Here is a 25,246-nt window from a genome sequence, read left to right on the forward strand (position 1 = left end):
CCCCTGTTCGTCTGAATGGATAGTTAGTCTACTTCTATCCATGTACCCGATTTTGCACTCTTTTGAGCACGATCAATGATTTTCATGACGAGTTCAGCCTGTTTCGGAGAGACAGGTGGGGTTGTTCGCTGTCGAATGGTTGGCGCAAGGTCTGTATAATAATCCCCAAATTGCCCGGAGACAAAAGGAAAGTCTTCAAGGGGGCCGTTTGCTTCAGCCAATTGATACGTCGCGCGTTTCGTATCGACTTCATCGACGAAATAGCTAGCCTTTGTCCCATGTACCATTAGCGAAGGACCAACAGCCGGAACGATGGAACCGATGTGTAAAATAGCGCGTCGCGTACCGAATGCTAAAATCAGATGTGTATAGTCATCAACGATACCACCTTGCCGTTGAATCGTTTGGTCACAAAAGACGCGATCCGGAATTTCATCGAAGGCGACGAGTGCTTGATCGATCAAGTGTGATCCAAGATCGTACAAGAGACCAGCACCGGGTACGTCCTGTTCGCGCCAACGATCCTCAACGTCTGGACGATAGCGATCATAATGCGCTTCGAACGTTTGGAGAGTGCCGAGACGTCCGGATTCGAGTAAGTTCATCAGCGTTCGAAAGTCCTTCGTATACCGACGATTATGATAAACTGTCAGTAACCGATCGTGTACACGTGCTAGTTCTGTCAACGTTTCGGCTTCTTCGAGCGTGACAGTGAACGGTTTCTCGACGAGTACATCACAGCCCGATAGCAAAGCGAGGCGCGCAAGTGGATAATGTCGTTCATTTGCTGTCGCGATGACGACTAAATCGATCTGTTCTTTAGCGAGCAGGGCTTCAAGTGTCGAATAAACAGGTAGCGTCGCGTCATAAGCAGCGACTGCTTCCGGACGACTCGACTGAACAGCGACTAACTGATAATCAGGTGCGTGTAAATAAGGAGCATGTAAATGTTCACCGGCAATACCAAAACCAACTAAAGCGGTACGAATCATGGAAAACACATCCTTTTCAAGTTCATACCCTCAATCTACCATAAGGAGGAATACAAGATGATTACGGAACAACACATCATCGAAAAGATGCGTCAAGCGATGCAACGCATTGAGCAAACGACAGGAGCCGCGCAGAAAGAGCAGATTGCAGCAATGAAGGCGTACTGTGAACTATTACTTGAATCTGAGGCGACATCAAGTTCAACGATATCGCTACCTACGTCAACACCTCAGGCAACACCAACAGTCGATCCGATGTTAGCGCGTTTCATGGGTGTTTCGCAGGAGAAAGAAGAAAAAGGCACTTCATTGCTCGATTTTTGAATGAAATGATGCGATTCAGGGAATAACCATCACAGTTGAAACGAGAAGGGGAGATACGTCATGAAAACAGTAATCGTCATCGGAGCAGGACCAGGAAACGGATATGAAATCAGTAAACGATTCGGACAAGAAGGCTTTCAAGTCGTTTGTGCGGCGCGGACGCAAGAAACACTCGCAGCCGTCATCACGGAACTAAAAGAAGCGGGCGTGGAAGCGGTCGGAGTGGAATGTGATGCTTCACGAAAAGCTGATATCGCATCCCTCATCGAATGGACAGAGGAGCAATACGGGCAAGTCGATGTCTTAGTCTACAATGCTTCGATTTTACATCAAGCGTCTGTCCTCGAAGTCTCGGCAGAACAGATTACGAAAGAGTTCGAAATCGACGTGCTCGGTGCACTGCATGCCGCACAACTCGTTGCTCCGTCGATGAAAGAACGGAAAGACGGCGCTATCCTGATTACTGGAGGCGGCGCTGCGATGCAAGCAATCAAATCGTTACCAGGGCTTTCAATCGGGAAGGCAGGCGTTCGCCAAGTGACGCATATGTTACACGATACGTTGAAGGAAGACGGTGTCTACGTCGGAACCGTCACGATTGCCGGGGAAGTGAAGCGTGGAACGGCACTTGATCCGAAAAATGTAGCGGAAGCGTTCTATCAACTTTATACAAACCGAAATGAAGTCGAAACGGTTCTTTCAGCAGACTAACGAATAAACAAGATAGCGTATGCGGGTTCGGGCTTTGACCGAATCCGTATTTTCATGGAAAGGAGCGAAACAGAAGTGAGACGATACGCAATGATGAGTCTACTTTTTCTATTCGTTCTCATCGGTTGTGCACCAGAGGAGACAGACTTGCTTGGCATCAAGCAACCGGATGACGAGAAGGTTACAAAGGCGACGGTCGAGCGCGTCATTGATGGGGATACGTTAAAAGTAAAGTTGGCGGATGGGAAAACGGAGGACGTTCGTTTATTGCTCGTTGATACACCGGAAACCGTCAAACCGGATACACCGGTTCAACCGTATGGAACGGAAGCTTCAGCGTTTACGAAAGAGACCTTACCGAGCGGGACAGCGATTCGGTTGGAGCGTGATCATTCCAGGAGCGATCGATACGGACGACTGCTCGCATACGTCTGGTACGGCGATAAGATGTTGAATCAGGAGTTACTACGAAAAGGACTCGCACGTGTAGCATTCGTCTATGAGCCGGACACACGTTATGTCGATATGTTCGAACAGATTGAACAGGAAGCCAAGCAGGCGAAGAAAAAGATTTGGGAGCACGATGGCTACGTCACGAATCGTGGCTTCGATGCTCAAGCGATTACAGAAACGAAATCCTGCGACATCAAAGGCAACATCAATCGTTCGGGTAAAAAAATCTACCATGTACCGGGAGGTCAGTCCTACGATGAAGTGAAGCCAGAGCAACGGTTCTGTACGGAAAAAGAAGCAGAAGAAGCTGGATTCGTCCGCGCTGCACGCTGATAAGCGCAGACAAAAAGCCATCGGAAGCGATGGCTTTTTGTCGATCATACAGGTGGCGGTGGTGGTTGATACTGTTGTACGTTATCATCTTCATCAAAGGAAATCGTGACATCCGTGACCCCTTTAAGAATCCGAATTTGTAGCTCAAGTCGATCCTTGATATCGTCCGCTTGCGCAATCGTCAAGTTGGGATCGACTTCAATCTCCGTTTCGACATGGAAGTGATCGCCTTCTTTGATGACTTCGAGTTTTTCGATGTCTCGAACCGCTTCATCACGTAATAGGATTTCACCGATTTTAGCAGTCAGTACTTCATCAATCTCACCGAGCGCACCGGCAGCATTTTGAATAAAGACATTATAGACGACGTAGAACATCATCAGACCAATCAAAATCGATGCAATGCCCTCTGCTTGATAAAACGATGTGTAGTGTGAAATCAGAACGGCGATGATTGCGATGATACCACCGAGAGTCGCTACAAGATCTTCCATGAAGACAAGACGTGTCGCTGGTTTTGCCTGCCCAAGATGGGTGAAGCTTTGACCAACGAGTGTCAGCCCTCTAGACTTAAGCCCTGTTTCATGAGCAATCTCGATCATCGCTTTATAAAAGACGCCGATTTCGAGTACAACACCAATTCCAAGTGCCGTCAAAATGATCCAAAGCCCAGTCGTCTCTTCGCCAGGACCATGTGTGATATGCAAGATGCCTTCCCGGATCGTCTCATACGCAAGCAACGCGACGACGATGATTGCAGCAAGTAACACGAGATTGACGAGCCGGCCGAATCCATTCGGAAACCGTTTCGTCGGTGCTTTTTTACTGAGAGCAGAACCGATATAGACGAAAAACTGATTCGCCGCGTCACCGATCGTATGCATCATTTCAGCGAACATTGCAACGTTCCCAGTCAAGATATAAGCGACGAACTTGATGATAGCAATGATCGTGTTGACGACAGCAGCAGCTAGTGCTGACTTATTGCCGCGACGGATCAATGAGAAAAAAGTGACCATGAGCGGTTCTCTCCTTGTCTATTCAAAATAGGTTAACCGCGTCCTGCTTGGAACGATGGATAAAGTGTCATTCCGCCATCCGCAAAGAGTGTGATACCAGTGACATAACTCGCTTCGTCCGACGCAAGCCATGCGGCAACGGCTGAAATTTCCTCAGGTTTTCCGATATTGCCCATTGGAATCATACTCTCGACTTCTTTTCGTTGTTCCGGATCTTCGAATTTTTCAGCGTTGATCGGTGTATTAATCGCACCAGGTCCAATCGCATTGACCCGAATTCCTTTTGGTGCATATTCCATCGCAAGGGTTTGTGTCATTAATTTAACGCCACCTTTACTTGCAGCGTAGTGGACGAACGTTGGCCATGGAATGATTTCATGAACACTCGACATGTTGATGATGCTACCTTTGACATCATGTTCGACGAAGTACTTCAGTGCTTCACGCGCGCCGAGGAATGCCCCTGTTAAGTTGACGTCGATGACTTTTTGCCAGTCTTCGAGTGACATTTCATGAGATGCTGACGGCATCTCGATTCCTGCGTTATTGACGAAAACATCCAACTGACCAAAGTGAGCGACAGTCTCTTTGACGAGATTGATCATATCGTCTTCTTTCGAGACATCTCCTTGAATCGTAATGGCTTCGCCACCCTGTTCTTGAATCGATTCAGCGATTTTCTTCGCTTCTTCCGGATGACTGCGATAGTTGATGACGACACGCATGCCTTCCTCTGCATAACGGCGGACGATGGCTTCACCGATTCCCATTGATCCACCTGTCACGATGGCTACTTTTCCCTTTAAACTTTCATACATGATGCTTCACTCCTTCATTATTGTTTCGTAAATCCAATCATGATCCCACCAGCAACGACTAAAATACAACCGATGATGACGAAGGTCATTTCTTTCTTTGTCTTCGTTTCTTTTAGTAAGAGGACACCGCCAATCGTTGAGATGACGACTCCTGTTTGAGATAAGGAGAAGCTCGTTGCGACTCCGACTTTTGCTGTGGCAAACAGTAAAGCGACGTTCCCGACAGCCCACATGAGTCCACCGACTGTATTGCCGGCTGTTTTCTTCGTGAAGAGATCTCCTTCTCGTAAAGAAAGGAGAATCGCACTCACGACCATCCCGACAGCTTGTGGTAAGACTGCTTCCCATCCATTGATATCGAACCAACGGGCAATGACGACGTAGCCGACATACCCGACAGTCGAGATGAGAAGAAGCGTCAGTCCTTTTCCGATATTCTCATCTTCTTTACTCTTATCTTCCTTGTAAGACGTGAAAGCTGCTCCGGCAATGATCAATACAAGGGCACTGATTCCGAGAATCAACGCAGTTGTCGTTGACCACTCTCCAAAAGCGAGAACACCAAACAACGATGTTCCGACGAGTTGCATCCCTGTTGAGATTGGCATCGTCTTTGAGACACCCATTTGACGGAATGCGGCAAACTGATTTTTTTGACCGAGCGCCCAGAAGGCACCAGAAAAGAATCCAGCGACCCAAGCAGTCGTCGACAGCTCTGGGCTGACAAAAAAGAAGGTGACGATCGCGAAAAGCAACGCACCCAGAGTCGTACCGATAATTTGTTGCGCCGTTGAACCTCCGATTTTTGAGACGACGAGCGGCAACGATCCCCACATTAATGCAGGAACGATGGCAATTAAAATATCAATCAAGTGTTTCACCTCTCCTTACTGTTATCTCTCTACTTGAAGCTGTACCCCGCGAGACGCGAGGAAAAACCTCGAAGCGTGAAGAAGAATTATTCTGAAATAAAAAAACGCCCATCGAAATGGACGTTTACTGATATTTCGTTTATCGGAACGGTTCGTCAGCAATCCGGACGATTTGTCGTCCGATCCGTCGACCATTCCATAATGCGATGACGGCGATCGTCAAAGAAATGCCCATGACGTCATACTGCGTAAAATAATAGCCGAGATAGCTAAAGGGAAGACTGATGATCCCGACGAGTGAACTCGTCCACTGCCGGATTTTGAGTGATTCGATGTTCGCGACACGAGAGAACTTTTGTTGCTCCATGATCCGCCAACGTGTCGGTTCGCTGAGAGCGTCGTTGACAAGACGCGGGAAGGCGAGCAATCGCGCGCCGTACGATCCAGCGATTTGAAGATAACGATTTTGGTTTTTTCCTTCATCATCGAGCCAACGCCGAACCATGGGTTTGGCTAACTCGAGTAGGTTGATTTGCGGTGAAAGAATCTGAAGAATCCCAAGAATCGTCGAGGCAGCACGACCGAAGAACGCAAACTCGGCAGGGAGCTGGATCGGTTCGTTTCGGACGAGCAATTCGATATCGGATAAGACCTTCTCAATCAGTTTCGTATCGACGTTTTCCATATCACTCTCGAGATAGAACGTGACCGCTTTTTCAATTGCTTGTCGGATATTTTGCTTATTCGCATTCGGCAACAGGAATCGTAAATCTTCGAGACCATCGACGATTGCATCATAATCTAATGTGACGAAGGATTGGAGGATTCGTTGAATCGCTCGCATGTCATCAGGCGTCGTCGCTCCAATCATCCCAAAATCAAGCAAGACGATTTTGCCGTCGGACTGGACGAGGACGTTGCCCGGGTGTGGGTCGGCGTGAAATTTCCCGCCGAACAGTAATTGCTCACCAGCGTTCAAGAAGAGATTACGCGCTAGTTCGTCACGATCAATCTGATGTTCCGCTAAATAATCGAGATCGGTGATACGTGTCCCGTCAATCCATTCCATGACGAGCACACGATTCGTACAATGTTCTTCATAATAACTCGGAATATAGATGACAGGATTCGTCTCATACATTTTTTTAAAGTAGAGACCGTTTTTTAATTCAGTTCGGTAATTCAATTCATCACCGATGACGAAGACCATTTGGCGATACAGACTTTGTAAATCAGTCGATTTGTTTAATGAAGTCCGGCGTAACATGGCAATGACGATACGCATGGCACGGAAATCGGTTTTGATGATTTGTTCGATGTTCGGTCGCTGAACTTTGATCGCAACTTTTTTACCATTTGATTTTAAGGTTCCGCTGTACACCTCACCAATCGAGGCAGAAGCGACAGGACGGGAACTGATATCCGAGATGATTTCTTCGATCGGCATACCCCAATCCTCTTCGATGATCTTACGTGACTCTCCAAGTTTACTTGAAGGAACTTTATCGACGAGTTCGGTCAGTTCCATCAAGACGGACGGAGGAAATAGATCGGCTCGAATCGACAAGAACTGACCGAGCTTGATCAGTAACCCTTCTAACCGTAATGCTTTTTTCTTATAGTCACGCGCAATTCGGATCATGATGCGCTCAAACTCTTCGTTGTTCGTACCTGGCCGGTTTTTCCGGGTGAATCGATAGATCGTAAAGATGTAACGTGCGAACATCGTCACGATGACGACGATGCGATAAAGCGCCCAACGTTTCATACGGTCACCTAGCTTCCTGTACAGTTTGTTTCAGTATAGGTTACTTTACCTAAAAACGTCACTCGCAAACGGTCGAAACGGTGACAGAAAATTAATGCTTTACGGAAACTAAAAAGAGAGTATAGTAAGTATTGGAATTTCTTTGTAGAAAGGTGAAATGTGCGCATGTCCTGGGACTTATTGAATATCATCGGCACGGTCGCTTTTGCGATGAGTGGTGCGATTGTTGCGATGGAAGAAAAATATGATTTATTCGGTGTCTGGTTACTTGCTTTGATCACAGCATTCGGCGGTGGTGCCATTCGTAATTTACTGATTGGTGTACCGGTATCCGCTCTCTGGTCGCAAGGTGGTCTCTTTTTAGTCGCGATTCTCGTTGCGTTGTTGATCTTCATGTTACCCCAGTTGTTCTTGCCGCACTGGACACGTTGGGGCGTCCTCGCGGATGCGCTCGGATTGTCTGCGTTTGCGATTCAAGGTGCTTTGATGGCTACAGCAAAAGGACTGCCATTGTCAGCAACGATTTCGGCTGCTGTACTGACTGGTGTTGGTGGTGGAGTGATTCGTGATTTACTCGCTGGTCGGAAACCACTCGTCTTGCATAAAGAGATTTATGCGATGTGGGCCGTCATGGCAGCACTTGTGATTGATCGTTTCCAATTGACGAATCCTCTACATTTGTTCACATTGCTCGGACTCATCACTGTTTTACGTATGCTATCGTATTATTATGAATGGAATTTACCAGCACGACGGTTAGGGGGAGAATAAGCATGAAAGTTTTCATTATGATTGGCGCGATCTCGATGATGTTATCGGTCGCACTAGGTGCATTCGGTGCACACGCCTTAAAAGATATGTTGACGGAACGGATGCTCGCGAACTGGCAAACAGGCGTACTTTACCAGATGGTACACTCGCTCGGTATCCTAGCACTCGGGGGACTCTTATTAAAAGCATCGATCCCGCAATGGTCATTAGCAGCATGGCTAATGCTTGCCGGAATCGTCTTCTTCTCCGGTAGTCTGTACGTTATGGCATTGACGAATGTAACGAAACTGGGAGCTATCACACCGATTGGTGGCGTCTTGTTCATCGCTGCATGGATCTTTGTCGCGATTGGTGCCTACAAAGGATTATGAGGATTGACCGTTTTTCTTCCGTCATGGAGAAGAACGGTCTTTTTTTGTATGAAAAACGCCTACTCGCGATGGAGTAGGCGTAGGTATCAAAACGAATTCATCGTTTTGTCGTTTGAGTTTTGTTTAGCTTCGATAATGCTTGCTCATAGCGATCCAGTACGCGATCTGCAACCGGTTTCAGCTCTTTTGAAAGCACAGCGAATTGCAATTCACGCGATCGTGTCGATCGGTTCATAGCATTCCCCATGGTAATTCCTCCTTACGTAATCAACCTACTATTTTATAGCCTGTTTTGTAGCCGCAAGGAGTATATTCCCATGAGATATTTCAATCAAACGTCATTCAACACATTAAAGTGCAAAATGAGTATTTAATTGTTCACTTTCGAGACGGTTCCCGATGAAGAACTCACCAAACTCACCGTACTTCGCGCTGACTTCGTCAAAACGCATTTCATAGACGATTTTCTTGAACTGGAGAATGTCGTCTGAGAAGAGTGTAACGCCCCATTCCCAATCGTCAAATCCAGTTGATCCACCGATGATTTGCTGAATTTTCCCAGCATAACTCCGACCAATCATACCGTGACGATACATGAGTTCTTTTCGTTTCTCCATCGAGAGCGTGTACCAGTTGTCGCCATCGCGACGCGACTTGCTCATCGGGTAGAAGCAGATGTGCTTCGCTTGCGGCAAGATTGGATAGAGACGATCACGCACGTAAGGGTTCTCGTATGGGTTTCCTTCGCCTGAACCACGGTACGTACCGAGTTCGACGACAGAAACGTAAGAATACGTCGGGATCAAGTAATCATAGAGATCGAGTTTTTGCATTTTGACTTCGACGTCTTGGATTTGTTCCATCGTTGGACGAAGAACCATCAAGACGAGATCGGCTTTTTGACCGATGATCGTGTAAAGTGCATGGCTTCCGTCTTTTGTCGCTTCGACACCAGAAAGCTCTGAGAGGAAGGCTTGGAACTCTTCAATCATGTGCGCGCGGTCTGTTGCGTCGACTTGTTTTAAGCGTGACCAATCGATCCGGCGGAAATCATGTAATGTATACCAGCCGTCGAGTGTTTCAGCGGCTTGTTGCGTAGCAGTCGGTTCAGATGTTTGATGTTGCATGGGATGACCTCCTGAGTCTGAAATAAGTTGTCTTTTTCCATATCCTATCTTATCACATTCTATTGAAACGCTTCGCCCGAAAAGGTCTTTGTCCATGAGATCGTAACACATGAAAAAAGCAGAGAGTGGGTAAAAGGGGAAGTGGAGATTACGTTGCTTGGAAATAGTCTCTGTACCATTCTTGAAAATGACTGTAGTAGTCGGTGAATATGGCTTCAGTGCTTTTGTTAGATAACTTTTTTGCAAATTGTTTTAACAACGATTGAGAACTGTGTATAATAAACGATGGAAAAGAAAATCGATCAAATCGACGACGTCGTGTTTACCTAAAAGGAGAGAAACTCATGCAATTATTCGATATGTTAGAACAAAAGATTAAAGCGCACCAACCGAAAATCGTCTTCCCAGAAGGAATTGACGCGCGTGTTCTTGGCGCAGCTGTCCGTTTGAAGAAAGACGGTCTCGTCACACCGATCGTCATCGGACCACGTGTACAAATCGAAGAAACAGCAGCAGCGAACGGAATCGATGTCACGGGACTTGATACGATCGATCCTGCTTCTTACGCTGGAATCGATGAGCTCGTCGCATCGTTCGTTGAGCGTCGTAAAGGAAAAGCAACAGAAGAGCAAGCACGTGCTGTCATCTTAAAAGACGTGAACACGTTCGGTACGATGCTCGTTCACACAGGACAAGCAGAAGGTCTTGTATCGGGTGCGATGCACGCAACAGGCGATACAGTTCGTCCAGCACTTCAAATCATCAAAATGCAAGAAGGCTATAAAAAAACATCAGGCGTCTTCATCATGGTACGTGACGATGAGCAATACGTCTTCGCAGACTGCGCAATCAACATCGCACCAGATGCGAACGATCTAGCAGAGAACGCGATCGCATCTGCAAAACAGCGAAAACATTCGGGATCGATCCGAAAGTGGCATTGCTCAGCTTCTCGACAAAAGGTTCAGCAAAATCACCAGAGACAGAGCGTGTCGTTGAAGCAACTCGCATTGCTAAAGAACGTGCACCAGAGCTTGCAATCGATGGAGAACTCCAATTCGATGCAGCATTCGTTCCAAGCGTCGCGAAATCAAAAGCACCAGAATCAGATGTCGCAGGTCAAGCGAACGTCTTCATCTTCCCAAGTCTTGAAGCTGGAAACATTGGCTACAAAATCGCACAACGTCTTGGTGGATTCGAAGCAATCGGTCCGATCCTTCAAGGTTTGAACAAACCGGTCAACGATCTTTCACGCGGTTGTAACGAAGAAGATGTCTACAAACTTGCGATCATCACGGCAGCGCAAGCAGTCGAAGAACGCCAAGCCTAAGCACGGTGTGAAAAAGTCTTTACTTTTTCGCTAAACCCCGTACAATGGTACACATCACGAAAATCACGAAACGTAAACGTATAGCAACGCTCGTATAATAGTGGGAATTGGCCCACGAGTCTCTACCGGATCGCCGTAACGGTCCGACTACGGGTGGTGAGTTACTGCTCTCTTTTTTGGCGTACAGTGGCTGCCCCCGGGTAGCGGCTGTACGTTTTTTCGTTTTTAAAGAGGAGAATGCATGTATGAAACGTCTACACGACATGATTAATCAAGAGGGAATCGTCTTATCGGATCAAGTATTGAAAGTGGATGCCTTTTTAAATCACCAGGTCGACCCGACCTTGATGTGGGAAATCGCCTATGAGTTCATGGATCGCTTCCAAGATGCCGGTATCACGCGGATTTTGACGATTGAAGCGGGTGGTATTGCCCCGGCAATGATGACGGCGCTCCGTTTAGGGGTACCAATGGTCTATGCTCGTAAGACGAAATCCGTCACCTTGAATGAAGGAACGATTTCAGCTGAAGTCTTCTCGTTTACGAAACAACAGACGAGTACGATTACGGTTGCAGAAAAATACCTACAACCGGGTGAACGTGTCTTGATCATCGACGATTTCCTCGCGAACGGGGAAGCGGCATTTGGTCTTGCTCGTCTTGTTGAGCAGGCAGGTGCGGAAGTTGCCGGTTTTGGAATCGTCATTGAAAAGTCGTTCCAACCGGGACGTCAAAAGTTAATCGAAGCCGGGTTCCGCGTCGAGTCACTCGCTCGTGTGGAGTCATTGAAGGACGGAAAAGCGACGTTCGTCGACTCGGTGACCGTATGAGACTATCGAACTTCAAAGCCGCTAGTCTCGGACTTCAGCATGTGCTCGCGATGTACACAGGAGCAGCTGTCGTTCCGCTGATCGTTGGTAGTGCGATCGGATTGTCGGGAGAAGAACTTGCTTATTTAATTGCGATTGATCTCTTCATGTGTGGCGTAGCGACCTTACTACAAGTGCTCGTCACGAAATATACAGGCGTCGGTCTTCCTGTCGTCCTTGGTTGTACCTTCACCGCAGTCGGTCCGATGATTGCGATCGGTAGTCTTCAAGGGATTACGGCGATTTATGGTGCTTTAATTGCGAGTGGTTTGATCATTCTCGTCATCTCAGGCTGGTTTAGTAAGATTGCAGTCCTGTTCCCGCCAGTCGTCCTTGGTTCTGTCGTGACGATCATTGGGATTTCCTTGATTCCGGCTGCAATCAACGATATCGGGGGCGGACAAGGGGTGAAGGACTTTGGTGACGCACGTTATCTTGGACTCGCCGGACTAACGATCGTCTTGATTTTAATCTTGAATCGCTACGGCACGGTCTTTTCAAAAGCAGCAGCCGTCTTGATTGCTGTGATGATCAGTACACTGGTTGCGTTTGGCATGGGGATGATCGACTTCAGTCCGGTGGCGGAAGCGTCATGGTTCCAAATGGTGACGCCATTCTACTTCGGTGTTCCGACATTCAATGCGACGGCGATCTTGACGATGACGCTCGTTGGTCTCGTCTCAATGGTCGAATCGACAGGTGTGTTCTTGACACTTGGTGAGATCACGGATCGCCGTTTGACGGATAAAGACCTAGCACGTGGCTACCGGGCAGAGGGTGTCGCGACGATCGTTGGCGGTATCTTTAATAGTTTCCCGTATACGACCTATAGCCAAAACGTCGGTCTAGTTCAGTTGACTGGCGTGAAGACACGTAAAGTCATTTTATTTGCGGGCGGATTTTTAATCTTGCTCGGCTTCTTACCAAAAGTGGCGACGTTCACGACGTTGATTCCAAAACCTGTCCTAGGTGGGGCGATGTTGATCATGTTCGGAACGGTCGCAGCGAGCGGGATTCGTATTCTGTCGCGGGTGGATTTCTCGAAGAATGAACACGTCATCACAGTGGCACTCGCGCTCGGAATTGGTTTAGGAATCAGTATGAATCCAGAAATCGTCGCCGGTCTACCATCGCAAATCCGTGTCTTGACGGACAGCCCAATCGTCGCAGGATCGCTAACGGCATTATTGCTAAATGGAATCTTCCGATTGACGAGTAAGTCGGAGTCACCGGATGTACCACTTGCTAAAGTTGAATAACAATTGTAACTTTCCGAAAGGAGCCATCCTGTATACTACATAGTAGCAGGTGGTTCCTTTTTTATGCTGCTAACGTAATCAGAATATTCCGAGTATGTGGATTTGGTAAGAAATATACATTGAAAACGTTTACAAAATCGACACATCTTCTTTATACTGACAACGTAGCGGTACGGGGAACTGCTAAGAAACAAACAGAGACGGGAAGGACGTCGTAAAAATGAAACAACAGACAGAGTTGAATCGGGGACTGGAAGAACGTCATATTACACTGATGTCGCTGGGGGCGGCAATCGGTGTCGGACTCTTCCTAGGGTCAGCAAAAGCGATCCAATTAGCAGGACCAGGGATCTTACTTGGTTATCTGATTGGTGGTGTCATCATTTTCATTATCATGCGAGCACTTGGGGAGCTTGCAGTGCGGGAGCCGGTGGCTGGTAGTTTTGCGGAGTATGCCCGGAAGTATGTCAGTCCATTAGCTGGCTTTTTAACAGGTTGGAATTATTGGTTACTCTGGATTTTTACGTGTATGGCGGAAATCACAGCAGTCGGTATTTACATGAAAGTATGGTTCCCGGATTCTCAGGGGTGGGTATGGGCACTAGCAGCACTTGTCTTGATGACGAGCATCAACTTCATTGCTGTTAAATTTTATGGTGAATTCGAATTTTGGTTTGCGTTGATTAAAATCGTCGCGATCGTCGCCATGATCATCTTAGGGACCTTGACGATTGTCATTGGTCTTGGAAACGGCGGCACACCGGTTGGGATTTCGAACCTGTGGTCACATGGTGGATTCCTGCCGAACGGATTCGGTGGAGTACTTCTTGCCATGCAGATGGTCATGTTTGCGTTCTTAGGAATTGAAGTGATTGGGGTCACAGCAGGGGAAGCGAAGAATCCGAAGAAAACGATTCGAAAAGCCGTCAATAACGTCTTCCTTCGGATCTTAGTATTCTATATCGGAGCGCTTTTCGTCATTTTATCGATTTATCCGTGGGATCAAGTCGGTGCGAACAATAGTAGTCCGTTCGTATTACTATTTCAATCGCTCGGTATTGAGTCAGCAGCCGGCATCATCAACTTCGTTGTCTTAACGGCAGCACTCTCGTCATGTAACTCCGGTATCTTCTCGACAGCCCGGATGATGATGAACTTATCCGAGAACAGTGAAGCACCACGTCGTTTCTCGAAAATCTCGAAAAACGGTGTCCCGGCACTGGCGACGATTCTTTCAGGTGTCGCGTTGCTCGTTGGTGTCGCTTTGAACTACTTCTTACCGGAAGACGTCTTTGCGATCGTTACGAGTATCGCGACGTTTGGAGCCGTTTGGACGTGGGCGATGATTCTGATCGCCCAGATGCGGGCGCGGAAAGTACATGGTTCAGCAGAATTCGCTGTTCCGTTCTTCCCGGTCGCCAACTATATCGCACTCGCGGCACTTGCTGGTGTCATCGTCTTAATGGCATTTGACGCAAGTACACGCATCGCTTTGGTCGTTGGACCATTGTGGTACGCGATTTTGATTGCCGTCTATTATGCACGGGGAATGCATAAGGAGACACGTCAATCGATCCGGAAAGCATCAGGGGAATAATGAAACGGGCGGATCCGCAAGCGGGTCCGCTTTTTCATCACTTCGTTTCAAACGGTTTCGTTTTGTTTTGATGATGAATTTGCTACACTTACGGCAGAACCATACAGGAGGTCATACGAAATGAAAACGATTCATGTAGACGAGTTACAAGAGCGATTAGAGGCAGGCGAGGCGTTACACGTCGTTGACGTCCGGGAGCAGGATGAATACGATGCAGGACATATTCCGAACGTCCGCTTCCTTCCGATGTCTGAGATCGGTGAACGCTATACGGAGCTGCAAGAAGGTGAAACCTACTACTTAATCTGTAAAGCGGGCGCGCGAAGCGAAAACGTCGGTCGTTTCCTCGAGCAATATGGATACGATATCGTCAACGTCGAAGGCGGCATGATGAACTGGAAGGGCGATCAAGAAGCATAAGGGTAAGGTCTACCAAGGAAGACGACTCCATACGGGTCGTCTTTTTTTCATGTGAATCAATGAACGATTATTATTTTTACTATGAATATTCTTCGCTGTTCTTCCGATAAAGAAGGTAGAATAGCGAGTCCTTGCACTCGGGAATGGAGTGACACATGGAACAAAAGATCAAACGAACGATGAGCATCAAACAAAAATTAATTCTGACATCGATTCTATTATTAGTAATTCCAGCACTCGTGATCGGATTCGTCGCCTACAATCAGGCGAAACAAACGATGACGGAGCAAATTCTACAATCGGCACATGGTGGAGTCGATCGGATGAACGATGAGATCCAGAATATCATTGATCCGATGCGACGCGATGTCGCCTTTTTTGCGGACCGGATTGACGGGACGCTTTATCAAAAAGGAAAACAAAATGCAGCGTTGAAGGAAAAAATGACGGAATACCTCGACATGCATCCGCAGGCAACGAACATCTACTTCGCGACGACGGAAGGGGATATGAACATTTTCCCGGAACAGGTCATGCCTGAGGATTATGATCCACGTGAGCGTCCCTGGTATCAATCAGCGGAAGCAGCAGGTGGAAAAGTCGTCATCACCGATCCATACGTCGATGCGGCCTCGAACAAGATGATGGTCACGCTCTCGCAGACGACGGGCAACGGAAGAGGTGTCGTGGCGATTGATGTCGATGTCGACCGCATCGCGGAAATCGCGAAAAAGATTAAAATTGGTAAGGAAGGTTACGTGACGATTCTCGATTCGAATAAGAAGTTCGTCACGCACCCAACGTTAAAACCAGGTGAAAAAGCGACAGGGAACTGGGTTGCGCCACTCTATGCGGACCCAGCTGGACAATTTTCGTATGAATTCGAAAATGAAGGCAAACAGATGGACTTTATGACGAATGATTTGACGAAGTGGAAGGTTGCTGGAACCCTGTACGATCATGAAATCACCGATGCGACGTCGAGTATTCTTTGGACGACACTTGCTGTCATTGGCGGAATGTTACTCGTCGCAGCCATCTTCATTTACTTCATCCTTCGCTCGATTCTTCGCCCACTCGGTCATTTGACACGTGGAGCAGAACGGATTCAGTCTGGTGATTTAACGGAACCGGTCATCGTTGAATCAAACGATGAAGTTGGACAGGTCGCACAAAGCTTTAACGTCATGGTCGATTCACTCCGCTCGATCATCATCAATCTCGACCAGTCGATCACACAAGTGGCCGGTTCGTCGCAGGAATTAATGGCGAACTCTGCCCAGACGACGTCCGCATCGGAACAAATTGCGGGATCGATTCAACAGGTTGCAGCGGGAGCCGATCAGTCAAAACGTCAACTCGATGCGAATGCGGTCTCGCTCCAGTCGATTACGGTCGGCATCATGCGGATCGCTGAGAGCTCAACGGACGTGTCAGAGCTATCACGTTCAACGGCAACAGAAGCTGAGAACGGGACGGTTGCTGTCCTGCAGAACGTTAAGCAGATGAAAGAGATCGATGCCTCTGTTCAAAACTTTGGTGGCGTCATCAGTTCACTCGCCCATCGTTCGAATGAGATCGGAAAAATCGTCGATGTCATCAACGGCATTGCCGAACAAACGAATTTATTGGCATTGAATGCGGCGATTGAAGCAGCACGCGCAGGCGAAAACGGAAAAGGCTTCGCCGTCGTCGCAAGCGAAGTACGGAAACTAGCAGAGCAGTCACAGGACTCAACGAAGCAGATTGCACAGCTGATTCAAAACATCAAGCAGGAGACGGATCAATCAGTCACGATGATGAAGGAAGTCTCAGGGCAGACGAAAGCTGGCTTGTCGACGACGGAAGCATCAGCAGAACGATTCCAGAAGATTCTCGAACGGACACAAGAGATGACACCACGAATCGAAGACGTGACGGCAACTGTCGAGGAAATCGCAGCGAACGTTCAAGAGGTTTCTGCCTCTGCAACCGAAATCGCCCACATCGCGCAAGAGAATTCATCGGCGTCGAAACAAGTGGCGGCGACGACGGAAGAACAGTTGAGTGCGATGGAAGAGATTTCGCAATCAGCCAAAGCATTATCCGATATGGCAGAAGAGCTACAGGTACTCGTTGCTCGTTTCCGTGTTTAACCTATCGATTACACAAAGCAAGGAAGCTAGTCTTCCTTGCTTTTTTTGTCTGTCACCATTTTGTGACGAACTGAACAAATAGCTTGGAATCCTTGTGAATCCGGGCTTGAGATGGTACTAAATCGGGAATTTAATAAATATCTAAACACTTCGAAGGAGGTGGGTGCGATGAAGAAGTTACGCAAGATGAGAGAGTGGAGTGAAGCGGGGCTTTTGGACGAAGCAACCGTCAAACGAATCATCGATTATGAGAACAATCGTAAGGAAAAGCAACGTCTACCGCTCTTGTTGATTGTAGGGGGTACGTTCGTCGTATTGGCTGTGTTCAGCTTTTTAGCCGCTAACTGGCAAGTCATGCCGATCGGATGGAAAATCGGACTTGTCGTAGCACTCATGTGGAGCTGTTACGTCATGGCGGATTTTTCGGAACGTCGGAGTATGTTGCATCCGATTGTCTTCCGAATCGGTGGAATCCTAGCGTTTGGCGCCTCGATTCTCGTAGTTGTTCAAAGTTTTCACTTGCCGATGGAAGGATCACTGCTCAGTTGGTGTATGTTTGTCGCCGCATTAGTGCATTATATGCTTTGGCGTCATGAAGCATACGGTGTCGTAGCCTTCCTTTCCGGATGGACGATCTTCACGAGTCTCGGTGGTTTTGGTCAAGAACAGGCGAGTTATCTCGACTGGACATCGTTCGGTCTGATGGTCGTGCTGTCGTTCAGTTGGTTTTACTTCAGCCAACGTCTGCCATCGCTTTTGTTTAGCTGGCTGTTTCTCTTCTTCAGTGGTCTCTCCTTGTTTCTCCTTGTATCGTATGACGGATTTCTGTGGCCGGTCTGGTCGCTGTTTTTACTCGTTCCCGTTCTCTGGCTTGTTCGTGAGGAGTCCAATCGTCGGATTGTCGAAATGGTCTATCTGGTCGTCGCTGCCATCAGTTCGATCGTCTATCTGTCTGTACGTGCGGAATCAAATGCCGCATTACCATCCATGACAGAAGCGATTCTGCTAGCTATCGTATCCATCGGGTTAGGAATTTTCCTCTATCAAAAACGTCGCTCCTTATTGTTTATTGTTCCGCTTGGATTCGTTGGAGTCCTGTGGCTTGATGAACAGGCCATTCTACTCGCCATTCTCGTTGAACTATCCGCGCTACTGTATCTGTTGTATCAAGAACGTCGTCATGCGATCATCTGGCCAGCCTTCCTCTATTTCATTCTCGTTCAACTCGCGATATACGTCATCTATGCGTGGGATCGTTTGAACATGTCTTTGTTTTTCCTCATCGGTGCGCTCCTCATCTTCCTATTGTCCGGTGTCTTATGGTGGTTACGCCGTAGAGGAGGTGTGACGTCATGAAGCGCTATTTAATGCCTGTATTGCAGACGTGCGCCGTTGGTCTGTTGATCGTCAGCTTTTTTGCGACCTCCTGGTTCGGAACATCGTACCGTTTTCGGGCAGAGCCGTTTGATCCGTTTGATCCCGTTTACGGTGAATACGTGATGCTTCAGTATCCGGATTTAAAACCAGGTCCGACGATTCAAAATGGGCGTGTTTATGTCAGCTTCAAGACAGATGCTTCTGGTTATGCTCAAATCGACCGGATTTCGAATGAACGATTCTTCGGAAGTGTTGCTGGCGACTATTACGATCAATACGTGTCGATTCCGCAGTTGACGCAGTATTATGTCGAACAGGGAAGCGGAAAACAATACGAGAAAGCTAAAGCACTAGAAGTCCGTGCGGATGTGTCACCATGGGGAACGATCCGGACGACGAATTTAAAAATTTCTGAATAAAAAACCTTGCGTCAGGAATGAAACGGTTGTACTATTAATTTAAATTTTCAGACAACTAAATCTGCATGCGTAGACGGGAAGAGTAAAGTGATCAGAAATCGATAGAGAGTCTCTGTTGCTGGAAATGAGACGATTTCGTCATTTGAAGATGGTCCCGGAGCAGTCGGAAGAACGTGAACCGTGTTCATCAGTAGAACCGACCGGTAGGACGGATACCGTTAGCATTCCATGGAGTCTCGTACTCCTAGAGGTGGCTGAACGTGAGTTGAGCCATGAACGAAGGTGGTACCACGTGATCAGACATCACGTCCTGAGAGATGAGGGCGTGGTGTCTTTTTTGTGGGGACGTTCGCGCAGGAGGAGGATGACGAGATGGCAGAAGCATTGGTATTGCAATCAGACTTTGGCGTGAGTGACGGGGCAGTGAGTGCGATGTATGGAGTAGCCCACAGCATCAATCCAGAGATTCGGATTTTTGATTTGACGCACGACATTCCGCCCTTCCACATTTGGGAAGCGTCCTATCGGTTACTGCAGACGGTACCGTACTGGACGGAGCAAACGGTGTTCGTTTCTGTCGTTGATCCAGGAGTCGGATCAAGTCGAAAGAGTGTCGTCGCGCGGACGCATGCGAATCAATACATCATCACACCGGATAACGGGACGTTGACGCATCTTTGGCAAGCCGGATACATTGCTGAAGTGAGGCAACTCGATGATCGACGGCATCGCTTACCGCGGATGGGGGAATCGTATACGTTCCACGGACGAGATATCTTTGCCTTCACGGGAGCTCGATTATCAAGCCATGTCATCAACTTCGAGGAAGTGGGACCCGTTTTACCTGCTTCGGACATCGTTTTGCTCGATCGGACAGTTGCCTCGTCGTCGGACAGCGGTGTTACTGGTATCGTCGAGATTCTCGATGTTCGCTTCGGAAATGTCTGGACGAATATTCCGGTCACTCTCGTCCGTCAGGCGGGTCTCGACATCGGCAGCCACGTCAAGGTAATGATTTCGTATCGGGAACGAATCGTCTATGAACAGACACTGCTCTTTGGTCATTCGTTCGCCGACGTACCAGTCGGTTCAGGCGTCGTTTACATCAATTCGCTGGATCAGATTGCTCTTGCCTTAAATCAAGGTTCGTTTGCGCATGCATTTGAGGTTGGGATCGGAAATGATTGGAGTGTTAACGTACAACAAATCAAAGGAGGAGATCGAACATGAAAGGATTTACGACAAAACAGATCGTCGCAACCGGGATCGGAGCAGCTGTATTCATCATTTTAAGTCGATTCGCTGCGATTCCGACAGGCGTACCGAACACGTCAATCGAGACAGCCTATGCATTTCTCGCATTCATGGCAGTTTTGTTCGGACCGGTCACAGCCGGTTTGATTGGTTTAATCGGTCATGGATTAAAAGATGCGATTTTATATGGTTCCCCGTGGTGGAGTTGGGTCATCGTCTCCGGCTTCGTCGGGTTTGGTATCGGATTGATCGCTAACCGGATTCGCTTAGAAGAAGGTGGATTGACGACACGTAAAATCGTCTTATTCAATGCGACACAAGCCATCGTGCAAGCGATCGGTTGGATCATCATTGCACCGGTACTCGATATCTTAATTTACTCGGAGCCAGCGAATAAAGTCTTCGTCCAAGGTGCTGTCGCTGCGACATCAAATATCTTGACAGTCGGTGTCATTGGAACGTTGTTGCTCGTCACGTATGCCAAAACAAGAAGTAAAGCAGGCAGCTTGAAACGCGAAGTTTGACCGAATGAGCTATGATCCTGTGCGAAGAGTCGGCAGGATCATAGCTCATTTGGCTTGGGGGGAGAAAGACATGACAAACGTGATTGAATTTCAGGATTTTTCATTTACATATCGGAGTCAGTCGGAACCGACACTCCGGCAGATTCAGTTAACGATTCAAGCAGGAGAACGCATCTTAATCGTTGGACCGTCGGGTTCAGGAAAAAGTACGCTCGCCCAGTGCATCAATGGGTTGATTCCGTTCTCGTACCCGGGAACGTGGGAAGGACAGGTCCTGATCAAAGGACAAGATGCCCGGGAGTTATCGTTATTTGATCGTTCGTTGCATATTGGCACGGTGTTACAGGATCCAGATGCGCAGTTCGTCGGTTTATCGGTTGGCGAAGACATCGCCTTTGCGCTCGAGAACAAACAGACTAGGCGACCAGAAATGCAGGAAATCGTCGAACGCGTCGCACGAATGACGGATGTCGAGACGCTCTTACACGCACGATTGAATGATCTATCAGGCGGACAACGGCAACGGGCAGCATTAGCCGGAGTCCTCGTCGAAGATGCGGACATCTTACTGTTTGATGAACCGCTCGCGAATCTCGATCCGGTAGCAGGACAAGAGGCGATGATGTTAATGGATCGACTGCAACGTGATACGAACCGCACACTGATCGTCGTCGAACATCGAATCGAGGATGTACTCGTCATTCCGTTTGACCGCATCATCGTCATGGTCGATGGGGAAATCATTGCCGATGACCATCCGGATGTCATCTTAAGCAATGGCGTGCTTCAACAAGCGATTTTACGTGAACCTCTCTATGTCAGTGCCGCGCGCTGGGCTGGGCTTGCCGTTCAACCTTCAGGTCAGCCGAGCCGCATCGACCCCTTTTTAAAGCAGTTCAATCAGACGGACGTGTTGGAGCGTTTAGAGGAAGCGCCTCAAAAAGAGATTGTAACCTCTACTGCATGGCTCGAACTTGAACAGTTGGCGTTTCATTATCGCCAAGGAACGCCGGTGCTTGAGAACGTGACAGCTTCTTTTCAAAAGGGAACGCTGACGACGATCGTCGGTCAGAATGGTGCCGGGAAATCCACGCTTGCGAAAGTGTTGAGTGGTTACCAACGGACGACAGGTGGTCGGATCCTACTTGACGGAACCGACATCACGAACCAATCGATCGCAGAACGGGCGGGGGCGATCGGATTCGTTCTGCAAAATCCGAATCATATGATTTCGAAGCACCTCGTGCAGGAGGAAATCCGCTACGGGATGCAGGCGCTCGGATTAAGTGAGGCGGAAGAAAACGAGCGTCTCGAGCAGACATTACGTCGTTGCGGATTATATCCGTTTCGTAATTGGCCGATTCAAGCACTGAGTTTTGGTCAGAAGAAACGAGTGACGATTGCTTCGATTCTCGTTCGACGACCGGATATCTTGATTCTCGATGAACCAACAGCCGGTCAAGATTATCGGCATTATTCGGATATGATGGACTTTTTAGAAGGATTGAAGCAGGACGGGATGACGTTACTCATCATCACGCATGACATGCATCTCGTCTTAGAATACAGCGATCAAGTCTGCCTCGTGCAAGCCGGGCGTATTCGTTATGCTGGGACATCATTTGGACTGCTGAATCAAGAACAATTACTGCATCACGCCCATTTAAAACAAACATCACTCTTTACGATAGCGCAATATCTTGATATAGACCCGGAACGATTCGTCGAGTCCGTGATTACGACGGAGCGAAAGGAGCGGGAACAATGGCTGTAGAAATGCTTGGTTATATTGAAAAAACGTCACCGATTCATCGTTTGACGGGAACGACGAAACTAATCGGATTCTTGTTATTTACGACAGCGACGATGTTCACCTATGATACACGTGTCTTACTTGTGATGGGGTTAGTCAGTATCGTATTATTCCGCTTGTCGCGTATCCAGTTTCGGGAAGTCCGCTTCGTCTTGATCTTTACAGCGATTTTCGTCCTGATTAATGCGCTCGCTGTTTATCTGTTCGAACCAGAGCAAGGCGTAGCGATCTACGGATCGCGTCACGTCTTACTTGAAGGAATCGGACGATTTACGATGACCGCAGAACAATTATTTTATCTGTTCAATTTAATCTTAAAATACAGTGTGATCGTTCCGATTGCTGTGTTGTTTCTCGTCACGACCCATCCGACGGAGTTCGCTTCTTCTTTGAATCGGATTGGTGTTCCGTATAAGATTGCCTTTGCGGTCTCCTTAGCGCTCCGCTACATTCCGGACGTTCAATCTGATTTCCGGACGATCGCGAATGCTCAGGAAGCACGGGGGATTGCCGTCTCGCATGGTTCCCTTTGGCAACGGGCACGTAATAGCATCCAGATTTTACTTCCGTTGCTATTTACGAGTCTCGAGCGGATTGAGACGGTCAGTAATGCGATGGATCTCCGTGGATTCGGTGCCGGACGAAAGCGGACGTGGTACAACCAACAGACGATGACACGAATCGATTATGTCGCAATCAGTTGCATAGTACTATTGACGATTTTTTCATTCGTCGTCACCTTCTATGATGGCAACCGCTTTTATAATCCTTTTTAAGTACGAGATACGAAAAAGGCAGTGGATGCGTCCACTGCCTTTTGTCATATGACCAATCCGCTTACGCAGATCGTTTTTGATTTTCCCAACGTGGTGAATTCAACAGTTCAATCCATTTCTTGACGGCTGAGATCGTGATGACGATCGCGAGCAGTCCCATCGTTACCGACAAGACTGTATTCAAGATGCTGAAACCTGGAGAATCCGGGTTTGCATAGACGTTTGCGACCATCCAAATATCTGCGAACGTTACCGTGATCAGAAGATAGACAAGCGGGATGAACGTCGTCAATGCATAGACTTTTTTGTCGGCGATTTTCAAGATGATCGTCGTTCCGATGATCAAGCCAATCGACGCCATCAGCTGATTGGATACCCCGAATAATGCCCAAATCGAGCCGATGTCACCCGAGAACAGGAGATAGCCCCAGAAGAACGTTCCGAGTGCTGAAGCGAAGATCGCACCTGGAATCCAGTCGACACGTTTAAGCGGTTTGTAAAACTCCCCGAAGAAATCTTGAATCAAGTAACGGGCGACGCGTGTTCCGGCATCGATTGCTGTCAGAATGAAAACAGCTTCGAACAAAATGACGAATTGGAAGAAGAAGCCGGCAATCTCTTTGAACCATGGGATGGCGCGGAAGATGAACGTCATACCGACGGCGAGTGAGACGGCACCACCTGTTCGACCTGCCAGATCAAGACCGATTTCACGTGAGAGCTCATCGAGATAAACTGTACTCATACCGAGCGTCGCAAATACTTCAGGAGTTGAGTTGATGGCGAAGTAGTCACCGACTTCAAGAGATGTCGCGGCGATCAATGCCATGACGGCAACAAGACATTCGACAAGCATGGCACCGAAGGCGACCGGTTTGATGTCGCTCCACCGGTTGATCATCTTCGGTGTCGTACCAGAACCAACGAAAGCGTGGAAACCAGAAATCGCACCACAGGCAATCGTGATCGAGATGAATGGCCAGACAGGACCAGCGATGATTGGACCACCGCCATCAACGAACTTCGTGAATGCTGGGAATCGAATGTCCGGGTTGATGATGAAGACACCAACGATCAAGGCAAGGAAGACACCGATTTTCATGAAACTCGATAAATAGTCGCGAGGTGCGAGTAAGAGCCACACTGGCAGTGCAGCAGCGAAGAATGCATAAATCGGTAAAGCAATCGCGAGTTGACGTGACGAAAGATCGAACCAATCGCCGATGAATGTTTCCGTTAACTGAGGACCAAAACCAATCGCAGCTAGAATCAGTAAGAACCCAACCGTTGAAGCAAGTGCTAAGTTACCACCTTTACGTAAGTAAATCCCAACGAACATCGCAATCGGAATCGTCGAGAAGACAGCGAATGTACCCCATGGGTTATGTTCCAGGGCGTGCAAGACGACCATCGATAGACCAGCCATCGTGATTGTAATGATGAAGAGCATCGCAAGACCGGCACAAAAACCAGCGACGGGACCTAATTCTTTTTTAGCGACTTCAGAGAGCGATTGACCGTCTTGGCGCATCGAAGCAAAAAGGACGACCATATCATGGACCGCTCCACCGATGACGGCACCGATTAAGAGCCACAGTAAGCCGGGAAGATATCCGAACTGCGCAGCAAGGACAGGTCCGACGAGTGGACCGGCAGCAGCGATCGCTGCGAAGTGGTGTCCGAACGAGACCCATTTGTTCGTTGGGACGTAATCTTTTCCGTCCGCTAGTTTATGAGCGGGCGTTTCGCGATCATCTTTGATTTTTAAGACTTTTGCGGCCATGAACGTGCCATAGAGACGATACGCGATTAATAAGATACAGATGACAGCAATAACGATTGGAGTAGCGCTCATCTAAAATTCCTCCTCTTGAATGAACTATGATGGATTTAGTATACAAGTTATGGAAGCGC

General features: G+C 48.0%; 24 protein-coding genes, 1 pseudogene and 1 riboswitch. Of the genes and pseudogenes, 17 read left to right on the plus strand and 8 right to left on the minus strand.

Translation table 11 applies throughout. From position 1 onward, the window contains the following. Nucleotides 1-23: 23 nt before the first annotated feature. Nucleotides 24-992, minus strand: a complete 969-nt coding sequence (locus tag AC3B4V_RS09600; protein ID WP_411212025.1) for a Gfo/Idh/MocA family oxidoreductase — start codon at nucleotides 990-992, stop codon at nucleotides 24-26. 57 nt (nucleotides 993-1,049) lie between these two features. On the opposite strand from AC3B4V_RS09600, the gene AC3B4V_RS09605 reads away from it, so the two are divergent. From AC3B4V_RS09605 to AC3B4V_RS09615, 3 genes are all read left to right on the plus strand, one after another. Then, entirely contained in the window at nucleotides 1,050-1,316 is a 267-nt protein-coding gene (locus AC3B4V_RS09605) for a DUF5327 family protein (protein WP_058265458.1), read from the plus strand. A 60-nt stretch (nucleotides 1,317-1,376) separates the two neighbouring features. After that, nucleotides 1,377-2,027, plus strand: coding sequence for an SDR family NAD(P)-dependent oxidoreductase (locus AC3B4V_RS09610; protein WP_336449457.1), 651 nt, complete (start codon nucleotides 1,377-1,379; stop codon nucleotides 2,025-2,027). Between the two features lie 90 nt (nucleotides 2,028-2,117). Beyond that, complete coding sequence (locus tag AC3B4V_RS09615) at nucleotides 2,118-2,813, plus strand: thermonuclease family protein (RefSeq protein ID WP_488378275.1); 696 nt, start codon at nucleotides 2,118-2,120, stop codon at nucleotides 2,811-2,813. A gap of 44 nt (nucleotides 2,814-2,857) precedes the next feature. Here the strand turns inward: AC3B4V_RS09615 and AC3B4V_RS09620 are convergent, their stop codons facing one another. From AC3B4V_RS09620 to AC3B4V_RS09635, 4 genes are all read right to left on the minus strand, one after another. Continuing rightward, entirely contained in the window at nucleotides 2,858-3,832 is a 975-nt protein-coding gene (locus AC3B4V_RS09620; protein ID WP_488378276.1) for a cation diffusion facilitator family transporter, read from the minus strand. Nucleotides 3,833-3,864: 32 nt separating this feature from the next. Beyond that, nucleotides 3,865-4,650 carry a glucose 1-dehydrogenase gene (locus AC3B4V_RS09625; protein ID WP_075642779.1) on the minus strand — a complete coding sequence of 262 codons (786 nt, stop codon included), beginning with the start codon at nucleotides 4,648-4,650 and terminating at the stop codon, nucleotides 3,865-3,867. Nucleotides 4,651-4,667: 17 nt separating this feature from the next. Then, entirely contained in the window at nucleotides 4,668-5,519 is an 852-nt protein-coding gene (locus AC3B4V_RS09630; protein ID WP_174514744.1) for a GRP family sugar transporter, read from the minus strand. A gap of 142 nt (nucleotides 5,520-5,661) precedes the next feature. Then, the gene (locus AC3B4V_RS09635) at nucleotides 5,662-7,290 is read right to left on the minus strand and encodes an ABC1 kinase family protein (RefSeq protein ID WP_058265463.1); all 1,629 of its coding nucleotides are present in this window, start codon (nucleotides 7,288-7,290) and stop codon (nucleotides 5,662-5,664) included. Nucleotides 7,291-7,455: 165 nt separating this feature from the next. Between AC3B4V_RS09635 and AC3B4V_RS09640 the strand changes: the two genes are divergently transcribed. Both AC3B4V_RS09640 and AC3B4V_RS09645 read left to right on the plus strand, forming a co-directional pair. Further along, on the plus strand, nucleotides 7,456-8,061 hold the full coding sequence (locus AC3B4V_RS09640) for a trimeric intracellular cation channel family protein (RefSeq protein WP_023466752.1): 606 nt from the start codon (nucleotides 7,456-7,458) through the stop codon (nucleotides 8,059-8,061). A 2-nt stretch (nucleotides 8,062-8,063) separates the two neighbouring features. Next, complete coding sequence (locus tag AC3B4V_RS09645) at nucleotides 8,064-8,432, plus strand: DUF423 domain-containing protein (RefSeq protein ID WP_023466753.1); 369 nt, start codon at nucleotides 8,064-8,066, stop codon at nucleotides 8,430-8,432. Between the two features lie 97 nt (nucleotides 8,433-8,529). On the opposite strand, the gene AC3B4V_RS09650 is transcribed toward AC3B4V_RS09645, so the two are convergent. Both AC3B4V_RS09650 and hemQ read right to left on the minus strand, forming a co-directional pair. Then, on the minus strand, nucleotides 8,530-8,679 hold the full coding sequence (locus AC3B4V_RS09650) for a hypothetical protein (protein ID WP_023466754.1): 150 nt from the start codon (nucleotides 8,677-8,679) through the stop codon (nucleotides 8,530-8,532). Nucleotides 8,680-8,782: 103 nt separating this feature from the next. Beyond that, a complete protein-coding gene (gene hemQ, locus AC3B4V_RS09655; RefSeq protein ID WP_488378277.1) occupies nucleotides 8,783-9,559 on the minus strand; it encodes a hydrogen peroxide-dependent heme synthase in 777 nt (258 codons plus the stop codon). Nucleotides 9,560-9,903: 344 nt separating this feature from the next. Here hemQ and pta point away from each other — a divergent pair. The 12 genes and pseudogenes from pta to AC3B4V_RS09715 all read left to right on the plus strand — a co-directional run bounded on the left by pta (nucleotide 9,904) and on the right by AC3B4V_RS09715 (nucleotide 23,332). After that, nucleotides 9,904-10,889 (plus strand): annotated as a pseudogene (pta, locus tag AC3B4V_RS09660) (phosphate acetyltransferase). Between the two features lie 70 nt (nucleotides 10,890-10,959). Next, a riboswitch (purine riboswitch) is annotated at nucleotides 10,960-11,059 on the plus strand. Between the two features lie 75 nt (nucleotides 11,060-11,134). After that, entirely contained in the window at nucleotides 11,135-11,719 is a 585-nt protein-coding gene (locus tag AC3B4V_RS09665) for a xanthine phosphoribosyltransferase (RefSeq protein ID WP_023466757.1), read from the plus strand. Next, nucleotides 11,716-13,017 carry a nucleobase:cation symporter-2 family protein gene (locus AC3B4V_RS09670; protein ID WP_488378278.1) on the plus strand — a complete coding sequence of 434 codons (1,302 nt, stop codon included), beginning with the start codon at nucleotides 11,716-11,718 and terminating at the stop codon, nucleotides 13,015-13,017. The genes AC3B4V_RS09665 and AC3B4V_RS09670 overlap by 4 nt, the downstream gene beginning before the upstream one ends. Before the next feature lie 220 nt (nucleotides 13,018-13,237). Beyond that, complete coding sequence (locus AC3B4V_RS09675) at nucleotides 13,238-14,614, plus strand: amino acid permease (RefSeq protein WP_064300494.1); 1,377 nt, start codon at nucleotides 13,238-13,240, stop codon at nucleotides 14,612-14,614. A gap of 120 nt (nucleotides 14,615-14,734) precedes the next feature. Beyond that, complete coding sequence (locus AC3B4V_RS09680) at nucleotides 14,735-15,034, plus strand: rhodanese-like domain-containing protein (RefSeq protein ID WP_023466762.1); 300 nt, start codon at nucleotides 14,735-14,737, stop codon at nucleotides 15,032-15,034. A 155-nt stretch (nucleotides 15,035-15,189) separates the two neighbouring features. Further along, nucleotides 15,190-17,169: a methyl-accepting chemotaxis protein gene (locus AC3B4V_RS09685; RefSeq protein WP_488378279.1), complete on the plus strand. Its 1,980-nt coding sequence runs from the start codon at nucleotides 15,190-15,192 to the stop codon at nucleotides 17,167-17,169. Between the two features lie 168 nt (nucleotides 17,170-17,337). Then, nucleotides 17,338-18,525, plus strand: coding sequence for a DUF2157 domain-containing protein (locus AC3B4V_RS09690; RefSeq protein WP_488378280.1), 1,188 nt, complete (start codon nucleotides 17,338-17,340; stop codon nucleotides 18,523-18,525). Further along, the gene (locus AC3B4V_RS09695) at nucleotides 18,522-18,965 is read left to right on the plus strand and encodes a GDYXXLXY domain-containing protein (protein ID WP_047391952.1); all 444 of its coding nucleotides are present in this window, start codon (nucleotides 18,522-18,524) and stop codon (nucleotides 18,963-18,965) included. Before AC3B4V_RS09690 ends, AC3B4V_RS09695 begins: the two co-directional genes overlap by 4 nt. Nucleotides 18,966-19,337: 372 nt before the next feature. Then, nucleotides 19,338-20,195: an SAM hydrolase/SAM-dependent halogenase family protein gene (locus AC3B4V_RS09700; protein WP_411212032.1), complete on the plus strand. Its 858-nt coding sequence runs from the start codon at nucleotides 19,338-19,340 to the stop codon at nucleotides 20,193-20,195. Then, complete coding sequence (locus tag AC3B4V_RS09705) at nucleotides 20,192-20,743, plus strand: ECF-type riboflavin transporter substrate-binding protein (protein ID WP_058704610.1); 552 nt, start codon at nucleotides 20,192-20,194, stop codon at nucleotides 20,741-20,743. Before AC3B4V_RS09700 ends, AC3B4V_RS09705 begins: the two co-directional genes overlap by 4 nt. 70 nt (nucleotides 20,744-20,813) lie before the next feature. Continuing rightward, the gene (locus AC3B4V_RS09710; protein ID WP_488378281.1) at nucleotides 20,814-22,517 is read left to right on the plus strand and encodes an ABC transporter ATP-binding protein; all 1,704 of its coding nucleotides are present in this window, start codon (nucleotides 20,814-20,816) and stop codon (nucleotides 22,515-22,517) included. Then, nucleotides 22,508-23,332: an energy-coupling factor transporter transmembrane component T family protein gene (locus AC3B4V_RS09715; protein WP_488378282.1), complete on the plus strand. Its 825-nt coding sequence runs from the start codon at nucleotides 22,508-22,510 to the stop codon at nucleotides 23,330-23,332. Before AC3B4V_RS09710 ends, AC3B4V_RS09715 begins: the two co-directional genes overlap by 10 nt. Before the next feature lie 61 nt (nucleotides 23,333-23,393). Here the strand turns inward: AC3B4V_RS09715 and AC3B4V_RS09720 are convergent, their stop codons facing one another. Continuing rightward, on the minus strand, nucleotides 23,394-25,187 hold the full coding sequence (locus tag AC3B4V_RS09720) for a carbon starvation CstA family protein (RefSeq protein WP_195866192.1): 1,794 nt from the start codon (nucleotides 25,185-25,187) through the stop codon (nucleotides 23,394-23,396). Between the last annotated feature and the right edge of the window lie 59 nt (nucleotides 25,188-25,246).

This window comes from Exiguobacterium sp. E17S (genome assembly GCF_057772545.1).